The following is a 12,330-nucleotide window of genomic DNA, read 5'->3' on the forward strand; positions in this document are numbered from 1 at the left end:
AACGCCCGGTTACATTCCGAACCCGGAAGCTAAGCCTTTCAGCGCCGATGGTACTGCAGGGGGGACCCTGTGGGAGAGTAGGACGCCGCCGAACACTTTTTAGCCTCAACCCCCGGACCATGTCCGGGGGTTGAGGCATTTTTGCGTTCAGCCGGACCCGGGCGATATCGCGTTGCCATGCGGCGGGGCGGTCGCCAGGATCGGGACATGGAACACGTGATGCGACCCGTACGGGCCGACGAGTGGGAGAAGTGCCGCGAGATCAGGCTCGCGGCGCTGCAGGACCCCGCCGCGCCAGTCGCCTTCCTGGAGACGTACGAAGACGCGGCCGCCCGGCCCGACTCTTTCTGGCAGGAGCGTACGGCCCGGGCCGCCGGGGACGAGGTGCACCAGTTCGTCGCCGAGGCGCCGGACGGGACCTGGTCGGGGACGATCACCGTCCTGGTGGAGCGGCCGGACGGAATCATCCGGTTCGGGGAGCCCGCGCGGGTGGACCAGACGCATGTGGTGGGGGTGTTCGTACGCCCCGAGGCGCGCGGGGCCGGCCTTGCGGACGCGCTGTTCCGGGCGGGTGTGGCGTGGTCGTGGGGACTGAGCGGGGCGCCGATCCAGCGGGTGCGGTTGTACGTCGACGAGCGGAACCCGCGAGCTGCCGCGTTCTACCGGCGGTTCGGGTTCGTGCCGACCGGGAGGACGATCCCGGTGCCGGGCGCGGAGTCGGGCGCGGCGTCGGGGGAAGAGCCGGCGCGGGAGCTGGAGTACGAGCTGGTGAGGCCCGTCACGGAGTGAGGGTCCCTTCCGGCCAGCGGGCGCGGGCCTGCTCCTGGGAGCGGAGCAGGACCAGGGGCGGCAGGCCCTGTTCCTGACCGGTCGCCAGCAGCTCCGGAAGCCGGGGAAGCGGAGCCACCGCCGCGACGTCGTCGAGGACGAGCGTCAGTGGTGGGTCGAGCCGACCGTCGGATGACCGTGCGGCCATGCGGCGGCCGTGCTCGACCACGCTTGAGGTGAGGGCGGTCAGCAGAGGCATCGCACCGGGGCGGGTGCGGGGATCCTCGATCGGTTCACCCACCACATAAAGGGTGCCCCCCTCGTCCACGAATGATTCCAAGGCGAGCGAATCTGCACGGTTGGGAGTGCAGGCCTCGCGGATGTGGATCGAGGAGAGAGAACTGAGCGTACGGGCCGTCAGTTCCTGGGCGATCTCGCGGCGTTCGACGTGGGCGGTGAGAGCGGACTCGAGGAGTCCCGCGAGGCCGGATGCGGCCTTGGGGTGAGTGCGGAGGATTCGTACGGGCTCATGGGCGCCGTTCCCGAGGGCCCAGCGGTGGACCTGTTTGAACGGGCGCCCGTCCACAGCGGCGGCGTGCAGCCAGCAGCGCAGGAGCGTTTCGGCGGTGTCGGCGACGGCAGCGTCGAGGCGGGAGTGCGGGCGTACGGGGGCGAAGAGTGCGGTGGCGCGGGCCGCGGCGGTGGCGGGGTCTTCGCAGCCGGTGGTGGGCGACCAGTGGAGGCGGGCGGGGGTCTCGCAGAGGTGGCCCGGGTCGTAGACGAGAACCGGGCCGAGCTTGGCCCGGGCGTCCTTGGTCTCCGCCCACACGGTGGGATCGGACGTGACGACGAGCGCGGGGCCCTCGGCGTCCCGGATCGCCTGGAGGGTGGAAGGCCGGCGGGCGGACGGGTCTCCGTAGAGAAGGCGGGGGCGGCGCGGCGCGGGGACGGTGTGCTCCACGAGGTGGTGCGATGCGGGGACGCCGGGCACCCCGGGGGCGGTGTGCACGGCGTCGGCTGCCGGTGCCGCCGGTGCTGGCGGTGCCGCCGCTTCGACGGCAGGCGCGGAGAGCACGGACGTACCCGTGCTGTGGCTCGTGTCCGATGCCGCGCCCGCCGCGGTGGCCGACGGTGTACTCGACGGCGTACCCGGGTCGAGACCCGTGCCCGCCGCTGCCGTGGTCGACGGCAGACCGGTGGCGTGTCTCGACCCCGGGCGGCCCCTGGCCGGCGCCTCGCCCGGGGCTCCCCGAGAGGCCCGGACCGCGCGCCAGCGGGCCAGGGTGCCGAGGGCGAAGACCGTCAGGACGACCAGGACCATCAACTGGCCGATGAGGAGGCCCCAGAAGAGGCCGTAGCCGGAGAGCTGGGCCGCCGGTGTGCCGGGCCAGGCGGCGGGGAGGTCGTGCGGCTCGGAGACGAGGCTGCGCATCGCCAGCGGGGTGTTCGTGAACGTCACGCCGTCGGGCCAGGAGCCCCGGGCGAAGAGGCCCGCCAGGCCCGTGGCCGTCCAGACCAGGACCGTCAGGCCGAGGAGGAAGCCCAGGACACCCACCAGCAGGCCGTCCGGGATGCCCCGCTCCTCGGCGCCCCGTCTCTCGCGTGCCTCGTGCGGCATGTCAGGCCACCGTCGACTCGGAGGACCGGGGGTTCAGCTGTTGCTGCTCGATGAGGGCCGCGCGCTGCTCCGCCTCCCGTTCCGCGGCCCGTACGTCGTCGGGCAGCGCGGAGGACTCCGTCATCGCCCGGTCCGTGTAGACCAGGGGCCGTTCCGCCTCCGTCACCAGGTGTTTGACGACCTGGACGTTGCCGTTGACGTCCCACACCGCGATGCCGGGAGTCAGCGTCGGGATGATCTCGACGGCCCACCGGGGCAGGCCCAGTACCCGGCCCGTCGCCCGTGCCTCGTCCGCCTTCTGGGCGTAGATGGTCCGAGTCGACGCCATCTTGAGGATCGCCGCGGCTTCCCGCGCCGCAGCCCCGTCGACCACATCGCTCAGGTGGTGGACGACCGCCACGAAGGACAGGCCGAGCCGGCGGCCGAACTTCAGCAGACGCTGGAAGAGCTGCGCCACGAACGGGCTGTTGATGATGTGCCAGGCCTCCTCGACGAGGAAGATGCGCTTCTTCCTGTCCGGCCGGATCCAGGTGTGCTCCAGCCACACACCCACGATGGCCATCAGGATGGGCATGGCGATCGAGTTCCGGTCGATGTGCGACAGGTCGAAGACGATCAGCGGCGCGTCGAGGTCGATGCCGACGGTCGTCGGACCGTCGAACATGCCTCGCAGGTCACCGTCGACCAGCCGGTCCAGGACCAGGGCGACGTCCAGACCCCAGGCCCTTACGTCGTCTATGGCGACGTTCATCGCTTCGGCCGACTCGGCCTCGGGGTGGCGGAGTTGTTCGACGATGTCGGTCAGGACGGGCTGCCGGTCGGTGACGGTCTCGTTGACGTAGGCGTGCGCGACCTTGAGGGCGAAGCCCGAGCGCTCGTCGAGCCCGTGCCCCATCGCGACCTCGATGATGGTGCGGAGCAGCGCGAGCTGGCCCGTGGTGGTGATGGCAGGGTCGAGCGGGTTGAGCCGGATACCGCCGTCGAGGGCGGCCATCGGGTCGAGGCGGATAGGTGTTATTCCCAGCTCCTCGGCGATGAGGTTCCACTCGCCGACCCCGTCCTCGCCCTGGGCGTCGAGGACGACGACCTGCCGGTCGCGGAAGCGCAGCTGCCGCAGCACGTACGTCTTCTCCAGCGCCGACTTGCCGTTGCCGGACTCGCCGAGGACCAGCCAGTGCGGGGCCGGCAGCTGTTGCCCGTACAGCTGGAAGGGGTCGTAGATATAGCCCTTTCCGCTGTAGACCTCGCGGCCGATGATCACGCCCGAGTCGCCGAGCCCTGGCGCGGCGGTCGGCAGATAGACGGCCTGGGCCTGGCCCGTGGACGTGCGCACGGGCAGGCGGGTCGTCTCGACCTTGCCGAAGAGGAAGGACGTGAAGGACTCGGTGAGGACGGACAGCGGATCTCGCATCGGATCAAGGCCCCTATCAGCGCGTATCAGCGCGTATCAGCGCGCTAGCGGCGGATGCCGGTCGCGAACGGCAGCGTGTTCACAAAGGCCCGGTGGTGCTCGCGGTCGCACCACTCCAGCTTCAGATACGACTTGCCCGCCGAGGCTCTGATCGTGCGTTTGTCCCTGGCCAGGGCTTCGGGCGTACGCGACGACACAGTGATGTACCCGACAAGATTGACGCCTGCCGCGCCACTTGCGAGATCTTCACCCCGCTGGTCGAGCCGCCCGTGGGCGGCGATGTCGCGCGGGTCGACCGTACGGTTCATCTTGGCGGCGCGGCTCGCCTCCGCCTCGTCGTTGGTCTTCTCGGTCAGCATCCGCTCGATGGCGACCTCGGTGGGCTCCAGGTCCATGCAGACCGCGACCGTACGGATCACGTCCGGGGTGTGGACGAGCAGCGGGGCGAGGAAGTTGACCCCGACGGGGGTCATCGGCCACTCCTTCACCCAGGCGGTGGCGTGGCACCAGGGGGCACGGGTGGACGACTCGCGGGTCTTGGCCTGGAGGTACGTCGGCTCCATCGCGTCCAGTTCGGCGGGCCAAGCGTTTCGTTTCGTCATCGCCTGGATGTGGTCGATGGGGTGGTCCGGGTCGTACATGGAGTGCACGAGGGAGGCGAGGCGGCCCTGGCCGAGGGGCTGGCGTACGCGGATGTCCGCCTCGGCGAGGCGGGCGCAGATGTCGGTGAGCTCGCGGGCCATGACGACGGCGAGGCCGGCGTCCTTGTCGAGCTTCTTCGTGCCGCTCGCCTGGCCGGCCGCACGTGCCATGGCGTGGGCCTCGGCGGCCAGTTCGCGGGTGTAGTGCATGCAGGCGACGAGATAGGCGCGGTGCTGCTCACTGGAGGTGGACACCATCGACTGGAGCTGGTCGTACGACTGCTGGAGCCAGCTGGGGGCCTGGGTGTCCCCGCGCTGGGCGACGTCCTTCGCGTGCGCGTCGGGGTCGGCGGGGAGGGTGCGTGCCAGCATCTGAATGCGGGTCACAAAGCCGTCGCCGTTGGCGACATGCTTGAGCAGCGTGCCGAAACGGTCCACCAGGGCTTCCTGGTCCTCGCTGTCGCGCAGGCCGACGCCGGGGCCCTCGATCTCGATGGCGGCGGTGACGGTCCGTCGGTCCGCGTGCAGCAGTACGGCGATCTCGTCGGGCCCGAAGGGGGCGGCGAGCCAGCTGATCCGGCCGATGCCGGGCGGCGGGCCGACCTCGACCTCGCGCCCGTCGACGCGGGTGCCGGCCTCCATGGCTGCGGAGCGGTAGACGGTGCCGCGGCGGAGGGTGCGCTTGTAGCTGCGGTTGATCTCGAACCAGCGGTAGAAGGTGCGCTGCTTGTACGGGACGTACACGGCCGCGAGGGCGAGCAGTGGGAAGCCCATGAGCAGCACGATCCGCAGGGACAGGACGGGGACCAGCAGTCCGCTCATCATGCCGAGGAACGCGCCGGCGATGATCAGGGCGATCTCGCCGGTCTCGCGGTTCTTGCCGACGATCGCGTTCGGCCGGGCGCGGCCGATGAGGTACGTACGGCGGGGCGTGATGGGTTGGGACTGCGTCGTCAACGCCCTCCACCTCCTGTGTTTCCTGTGCCTGTGCCGGCGCTGCTGCCGGAGTTCTTGCGGTGGCTGTGCGGGGTACTGGGGCTGCTGCTACGGGGCGGAGGTGCGGCGGCGGGGACGGTTCCGCCGCCTCCGGTGGTGCCGCCCCCGCCTCCGCGTGAGCTGTGTGCGGCGACACCGCCGGAGACGGGATTGGCGGAGTGGCCGCCGCCGGACCCACCCTGCTGGTCGCTGCGGCTGCTGTGGGTCTTGATGCCCTGTGAGACGAGGGCGGCGGGCGAACTGATGACGGCGGCGGCCTTGTTCTCTGCGCTGTTCTGGATGCGGTTGTTGCGGGATGAGGCGATCTCGTCGCCGAAGCCGGGAACGAAACGGTAGATCATGGCGGAGGCGAAGATCGCGAGCAGGATGATGGCGAGTCCGGTGACGACCGCGGAGAACGAGTCCGGTCCGTCGTCCGCGGACAGCGCCCCGGCCAGGCCGAGCACGATGACGATGACCGGCTTGACCAGGATCACCGCGATCATGATCCCGGCCCAGCGGCGTACGTGCCCCCACATGTTCTTGTCGACGAGCCCCGAGTACACGACGACACCGAGCAGCGCGCCCACGTAGAGCAGAACGGCCCGGATGAACAGCTCCAGGTAGAGGATGCCGGCGGCGAGGACCGTCACGAGCGACACGACGATCAGCATGATCGGCCCGCCGCCGATGTCGTCGCCCTTCTTGAGCGCCTCTCTGAAGCTGCCGAAGAAGACGTCTGTCTGGCCGCCGGTGCTCTGTGCGATCACATCGGTGATCGCGTCGGTCGCGGAGACGAGGGTGTAGAGGATCAGTGGTGTGAAGGCGGACGCCAGGACGGTGAGCCAGAGGAACCCGATCGCCTCGGAGATGGCGGTGGCGAGCGGGACGCCGCGGATGGCGCGCTTGGCGACGGCGAGGAGCCAGAGGAGGAGGGTGAGGAAGGTGGCGGCGGCGAAGACGACGGCGTACTGGCCGAGGAAGGTGGTGTTCGTGAAGTCCACCTCGGCGGTGGACTTCACGGCCTTGGAGAGGGTGTCGACGACCCAGGCGGCGGCATCGGCGCAACCGCGGGCGAGGGAGGAGAGGGGGTCGAGGGTGGTGGTGGGGTCGTCGAGGGAGGGGGCGCGGCGGGCGGCGCCGTCGCCGTTTTCGCAGTAGTCGCGTGCGGGGCCGACGATGAGGTCGCAGTTGTCCTTATTGGACGGGGACGGCGTCGGACTGGGAGTAGGAGCTGCGTGGGCGCGCGTCGCCAGCAACACGGCCGCCGCCTGAGCGGCCGCCAGCGCAGCTGTGATGGGAAGCGCGCGACGCGGGCTACCGGGCATACGTGAACCCTCCGTACTCCTCGACAGCCTTGGCGATCTCGTCGGCATTGGAGGCTGTGCGGTCCGCGTTCACCGGGGCGGGGCCTTCCTTCTGGGAGAAGCTCTCGACCTTCCAGTCCCCGTCGGCCCACCGCAGTTTCAGCGTCATCGTGAACCAGTCGTTGGTCACCGGGTTGGTGGATCCGACGCCCGCAGTCCCGAACACACCCGTGCACCAGACCTCCACCGTCGCGGAGCTGTCTGCAAACTGCGTGGTCTTGGTGCCCACGGGAGCTGTACGGGAGACGTAGGTCAGCCCCTCGGCTGCGTTCCCGTTGGCGTCGAGCCCGACCTTGTCCAGGAACTTCTTGCTGTAGGCCTTGTCAAAGCTGGCCTCGAGCTCGCTTACCTTGTCGGCGACAAACAGTTGGCGCACGATCTCGCCGCGTCGGGCGGGCTTGAGGATGTCGGCGGAAACGAGCGCAACGGCAAAGTTCGCCGCCGCACTCTGCGCCCCCTGCTCATCCCGCGCATACCCCACCGGAATCTCCCCGTCCTTCCCCGTCACCGGCCGCACCCCCGTCGCCGCCGTCGGGGCCGTGTGCTTGGCCTGTTCGGTGGTCTTCGGGGAGTCCGCTCCGTCGCCGCGGTTCGCGAAGGCGATGGCCGCGATGAGGAGAACCACCACGCCCACCACCGTGACGAGGGAGCGTGAGTTGTTGCGGACCGGGCGGCGGGCTCCGCCGTAGATGTCGCCGACACCGGCGTCGGGGAGGCGGGTGCGGGTCTGGCCCGTACCGCCGACGCCGCTGCCGAAGCCGTCGGTCTCGTCGTCGTGGCTCATGCCGTGTACGCCCCCTCAGCCGTGTGCGATGTCGCATCTGAGTACGACGGTAGCCGTGCTGGTTTCCGCGCGGGTGGGGTGTGATGACTCGACATCAGGGAGACGCAACCTCTGCCTAGGGCGCGACGGACGGATGGTGTCGGAGGCGGGTGGAGAGACGGGTGGAAACGGGCGCAGTGGGGTGACGGCCGGTCAGACAGCCATCCCGTACACGATGGTGAAGAGGGTCCCCAGCGACCCGATGATGAAGACGCCGGTCAGCCCGGCGACGATCAGACCCTTGCCCTGTTCCGCGCTGAAGGTGTCCCGGAGGGCCGTCGCGCCGATGCGCTGTTTCGCCGCTCCCCAGATCGCGATGCCCAGGCAGAGCAGGATGGCAACGGCCATCACGACCTCGATCATCACGCGGGCTTCGTTCCCGAGGCTCCCGAAAGGCCCCCAGTTCGGGGCGATTCCGCCGATGATGGTGGTGATGTCGCCCTTTTCGGCCGCCAGGTACATATAACTCACCGCCCCTGTTGGGTAGTTGTCTGCCCCTGCCCCACGGCACAGGCCATCGCTCTATCTTCGCTGATGAAACCGTCCGAGTGCGCCGACTTGGCGGCTCTCTTTACCCGATCCCCGCACGTATGACCGATCCAGCCGCGCTGACCTGGGGCGGCGTGGCCGGGTTCTTGCGTGAGGATGCGTATCGTCACTCTGTGTATCACGGAGCGTGACTCCGGGCAATGACTGTCGTTGTGGCACCCAGGGGCTGAAACAGGAGCCGGAAGAACAGCGGGAGGCGTGCGCCGGGACGGGATCGGGCGACGGCACGGGATCGGGTACGGAGCCGGAGCGGCGCGGGCCCGGCAACGGGAGCCGTGACGCGAACTCACATGCGCGCAGGGCGGCGCCGGAGTCCGGCGCCGCCCTGCATGAGGGTTGGTCACATGGTCAGCGGTTGGTGACCATGTAGCCGAGCAGGGCCACGGCCACAGCGATGAGCGCAATGACCGTCACCGCGGCGACCGTTCCCCCGGCATCGCCGCCGCGGCGTGATGCCGCCCTGTTCCCCACGTTCTGCACGTTCTCCACTTGATGCTCCTGAGCTGCTCGCCCCACCGTGGTCATCGGTGGGGTTGACCTCAGCCTTCCTGGCTGCGTGACACAGAGTAGCGGCGGCTGGTCCACACCACTTACGGGGGGCGTCGCCTCAGCAGTTGGCTCGTCGGTCGGCCCGGAGGTCCGGTCGACGACTCTCCGGCGGGTTGGCGTGGTGTCCCCTGAACGTGGTCGATCCCGATGGCGATGAAGCTGACGTCGATACGCCCCGCGGGACGGCCTGCCCCACGGTCCGGGCAGGGTTCAGCGAGGCGCGATGAAGAGGCTCTGCGCACTGCGGCCGATCGGGCCCTTCTCGTCGTGGAGCTGTGCGTCCGCCAGACCGATACCGGCCGCGTCCACGCTCGTACGGGCCTCGACGCACACCCATTCGCCGACCGGGTGGCGGTGCAGATGGACCGTCAGGTCCGCGTTGATGAAGACGTGCCGCCTGAAGTCGAGGACGTTGCTGATGCCGTTGCCGGAGTCGGCGGCGACCAGAACGCGGTCCAGGGGCCGTGTCTCCTCGTCGGCGACCAGCGGCATCCTCATCCGCATCCAGCACGTGCCGGGCCCCTGCTCCTGGAAGGTCCCTTCGGTGAACCGGGTGTCCATGGAGGTGTGGTAGCCCACTTCCCACGGCACCGCGAAGAACGGGGTCTCGGCGGTCTCCCCCGGCGAGGGCACCTGCGGCCCGGCCGCGACGGCCGGTCCGGGCTCCTCGAGCGTACGGATACGAAGTGCCCTGGCGAGCATCACCGGCGCCTCGCCCTCGGGCGCGAGGGCGGCCTCGACGAGCTCCACGCTACGCCCGGTCCGCAGCACGGTCGTGGTCACCTCGAGCGGCCGTATCGGCACCGGGCGGACGATCTCGTACGTGACCCGCGCGATCCGCATGTCGTCCCGCGCCCCCGGCCGCTCCTCCAGCGCCCGCCCCAGCAGCGCGGCGGGCGGCCCGGCGTGCTGGGAGGCCGCGTCCCAGGGGCCGCGGGTGTGTTCGGTCGACGTGAAGCGGTTCTCGGAGATCCGCTCGAAGAACGCCTCGGGCCACGACGGCCGCCTCTCCGCTTCCGATAGGTGTACGGCACTAGGTGTACGGCACACGCTACCCATGGGTAATCGGGCCGGGCCAGGGGCTGTGCCGAGGGAATTCCGAGTTTCTGCACCGTGACTGCTGTGACCGGCCGGCGAGCTGCCCGGACGGCCGGCTCGCCGGTCCCCGGGATGCCGCACCGGCCGTCGAGGTCATCTCCCGGTCCGGGAAGGGCCTCGCCGCCCCTCGCCGTCCCTCGCCGTTTACGGGCCCCCGGGCACGGCGAGTTGACGGCCCAAGGAGCCCAGGCTTCTGCGAACGATCCCGGACCGCCCCCTTCGACCGCCCCCTGATCCCCGGCCCTCCCACCTACACTTACGGACGGTGGACTGCCGTACGGCGGAGGGTGGTTGACGGTGCGTAAGGCGTGGCTGGTCGCGGGTGCCTCGATCGGGCTGTGTCTGAGCTTCGTCGGTCTGCTCGTCGTCGGGACGTACTCCGCCGCCGCGGGGCTCGGCGGCGGGGCCGGCAAGGGGGCTGTCGCGCTGGCCAAGGGGGCCGTCCCGGCGTTGTACCAGCCGCTGGTGCAGAAGTGGGGCAATCTCTGCCCGGCCATCAACCCCGCGCTGCTCGCCGCGCAGCTGTATCAGGAGAGCGGCTGGAATCCGCGGGCGCAGAGCCCGGCCGCGGCGCAGGGGATCGCGCAGTTCATCCCGGGGACGTGGGCCACGCACGGCGTCGACGGGGACGGTGACGGGGACCGTGATGTGTGGGACCCGGCCGATGCGATCCCGTCGGCCGCTTCGTACGACTGCGAGCTGGCCGGGTATGTGAAGAAGGCGCCCGGCGACGCGACGGACAACATGCTCGCGGCGTACAACGCGGGGGCGTACGCGGTCATCAAGTACGGCGGTGTGCCGCCGTACAAGGAGACGCGGAACTACGTGAAGGTGATCCGGACGCTGGAGAAGAGCTTCGCCCGGCCGGTCGGGCGGGTGGCGCCGTCGCGGCAGGCGGCCGGGGCGATCTACTTCGCGCAGCAGAGGCTCGGTACGGAGTATCTGTGGGGCGGGAACGGGACGCCGGAGCAGGGCGGGCGGTTCGACTGTTCGGGGCTGACGCAGGCCGCGTACCGGACCGTCGGGATCGAGCTGCCGCGGGTGGCGAACGACCAGTACAACGCCGGGCCGCATCCCTCGCGTGACGAACTGCTGCCGGGCGATCTGGTCTTCTTCTCGGACGACCTGACCAATTCGCGGGCGATCCGGCACGTGGGGCTGTACGTCGGTGGCGGATACATGATCAACGCGCCGTACACCGGGGCCGTCATCCGCTTCGACAAGATCGACACTCCCGACTACTTCGGGGCGACGAGGGTCACCAAGGACGGCGCCGCGGCACTGCCGACGCCCCCGCCCTCAGCCTGACGCGGGGCTGACGAAGTGTCGGCCTTGGCCGGAACTCTCCGTTAAGCCACGGCCCTGAGCTGCGACGATGTGTCACTCTTCGATAACGTCATGGTGATCGTTCCGTGGAGAGAGGAACGGACGCGCGAAGCGGGTCGTTCCCTGGACCGGAGCAGCACGTACACCGAGCAGTACGTACACACGGCACCGACCACGGGGGTTCGGGAGCGGCACACACGGGAGTGTGTGCCGCGGCACACAGAACGACGCAGGCGACACGAGGCAAGGGGCCGCACCGGATGGCTGGACTCGCACTGGACGGGGCGAATCCCGATGTCAGCCTGCTCTACGACATCAACGGGCTGGCCCGGTCGGCACCGACGTGGTTCGACCGTGTCATGGAGTTCGTCGGCGAGTACGGAATCCTGCTCGCGCTCGTCCTCGTCGTGCTCTGGTGCTGGTGGAGTGTGCGCCGGCGCGGCACGGTGGAGGACTCGGTCGGGGCGGTCGCCGCGCTGGTCTGGGCGCCGCTGGCCGCCGGTCTCGCACTGCTCGTCAACATCCCGATCCGCGGGTTCGTGGAGCGGCCGCGGCCGTTCGTGGATCACCAGACGCTGGAGGTCCTGGTCGCCGGGAAGACCGACTTCTCCTTCGTCAGCGACCACGCGACGATGGCGATGGCCATCGGGGTCGGTCTCTTCGTCGCCCACCGCGGTTTCGGGCTCGCCGCGATCGGGCTCGCGCTGGCGGAGGGTTTCTGCCGGGTCTACATGGGCGTGCACTACCCGACCGACGTCCTCGGCGGTTTCGCGCTCGGTACGGCCGTGGCACTGCTCCTCGCGCCGCTCGCGCTGGCGTTGCTCACCCCGCTGATGTCGGCGGTCGCGCGCTCCGGGCGGGCGGGGTGGCTCGTGCGGTCGCGGCGGAGCATGGCACGGGAGCGGCAGCACGAGACGCTGGACATCGCGGAGCCGCGGCCGGGCATGGCGCCCGGGCAGAACGACCTCGCCGCATAACTCCCCGAGCCCGGCCCGGACCGTCCGTCAGCCTCAGGCTGCCCCAGACCCGGCTCAGTCCTCGCCGAGCGTCGTCGACTCGCGGCCCTCGTGGCACTCATGGGATTCCGCGTCCGCGCGAGCGCGGTCCCGGGAACGGCGTGCGGGGCCCGCCCAACCGCAGGTGCAGTGCGCCAGGGTGAAGGAGCCGCGTTCGATGGTCGTCGTGTGGTGAGCGGAGAAGCGCAC

Annotated in this window: 12 protein-coding genes and 1 rRNA gene; 4 read left to right on the forward strand and 9 right to left on the reverse strand. The window is 70.1% G+C overall.

What is annotated here, in order from left to right:
* Positions 1-94 (forward strand): 5S ribosomal RNA (gene rrf / locus AC0699_RS17115); the annotation flags it as partial.
* 113 nt (positions 95-207) lie between these two features.
* Positions 208-789 carry a GNAT family N-acetyltransferase gene (locus tag AC0699_RS17120; protein ID WP_478660698.1) on the forward strand — a complete coding sequence of 194 codons (582 nt, stop codon included), beginning with the start codon at positions 208-210 and terminating at the stop codon, positions 787-789.
* Here the strand turns inward: AC0699_RS17120 and AC0699_RS17125 are convergent.
* From AC0699_RS17125 to AC0699_RS17160, 8 genes are all read right to left on the reverse strand, one after another.
* Entirely contained in the window at positions 779-2,386 is a 1,608-nt protein-coding gene (locus AC0699_RS17125) for a type IV secretory system conjugative DNA transfer family protein (protein ID WP_478660700.1), read from the reverse strand. The two genes, AC0699_RS17120 and AC0699_RS17125, sit on opposite strands and share 11 nt — an antisense overlap.
* 1 nt (position 2,387) lies before the next feature.
* Positions 2,388-3,797, reverse strand: coding sequence for an ATP-binding protein (locus AC0699_RS17130; RefSeq protein ID WP_469766827.1), 1,410 nt, complete (start codon positions 3,795-3,797; stop codon positions 2,388-2,390).
* A 44-nt stretch (positions 3,798-3,841) separates the two neighbouring features.
* Entirely contained in the window at positions 3,842-5,395 is a 1,554-nt protein-coding gene (locus tag AC0699_RS17135; RefSeq protein ID WP_478660702.1) for an SCO6880 family protein, read from the reverse strand.
* Complete coding sequence (locus tag AC0699_RS17140; protein ID WP_478660704.1) at positions 5,392-6,741, reverse strand: hypothetical protein; 1,350 nt, start codon at positions 6,739-6,741, stop codon at positions 5,392-5,394. Before AC0699_RS17140 ends, AC0699_RS17135 begins: the two co-directional genes overlap by 4 nt.
* A complete protein-coding gene (locus AC0699_RS17145; protein WP_478660707.1) occupies positions 6,731-7,564 on the reverse strand; it encodes a DUF8175 domain-containg protein in 834 nt (277 codons plus the stop codon). Before AC0699_RS17145 ends, AC0699_RS17140 begins: the two co-directional genes overlap by 11 nt.
* Positions 7,565-7,756: 192 nt before the next feature.
* Positions 7,757-8,065, reverse strand: a complete 309-nt coding sequence (locus tag AC0699_RS17150; protein WP_017945892.1) for a hypothetical protein — start codon at positions 8,063-8,065, stop codon at positions 7,757-7,759.
* Between the two features lie 435 nt (positions 8,066-8,500).
* Positions 8,501-8,641, reverse strand: coding sequence for a hypothetical protein (locus AC0699_RS17155; RefSeq protein WP_469766831.1), 141 nt, complete (start codon positions 8,639-8,641; stop codon positions 8,501-8,503).
* A gap of 270 nt (positions 8,642-8,911) precedes the next feature.
* A complete protein-coding gene (locus tag AC0699_RS17160) occupies positions 8,912-9,751 on the reverse strand; it encodes a thioesterase family protein (protein ID WP_478660709.1) in 840 nt (279 codons plus the stop codon).
* A gap of 345 nt (positions 9,752-10,096) precedes the next feature.
* On the opposite strand from AC0699_RS17160, the gene AC0699_RS17165 reads away from it, so the two are divergent.
* The gene (locus AC0699_RS17165) at positions 10,097-11,107 is read left to right on the forward strand and encodes a C40 family peptidase (RefSeq protein WP_469767300.1); all 1,011 of its coding nucleotides are present in this window, start codon (positions 10,097-10,099) and stop codon (positions 11,105-11,107) included.
* 278 nt (positions 11,108-11,385) lie between these two features.
* Entirely contained in the window at positions 11,386-12,102 is a 717-nt protein-coding gene (locus AC0699_RS17170; protein WP_478660712.1) for a phosphatase PAP2 family protein, read from the forward strand.
* Positions 12,103-12,156: 54 nt separating this feature from the next.
* Here the strand turns inward: AC0699_RS17170 and AC0699_RS17175 are convergent, their stop codons facing one another.
* Positions 12,157-12,330 carry a hypothetical protein gene (locus tag AC0699_RS17175; RefSeq protein ID WP_478660714.1) on the reverse strand — a complete coding sequence of 58 codons (174 nt, stop codon included), beginning with the start codon at positions 12,328-12,330 and terminating at the stop codon, positions 12,157-12,159.

The organism is Streptomyces sp. NPDC043870 (assembly GCF_056435785.1).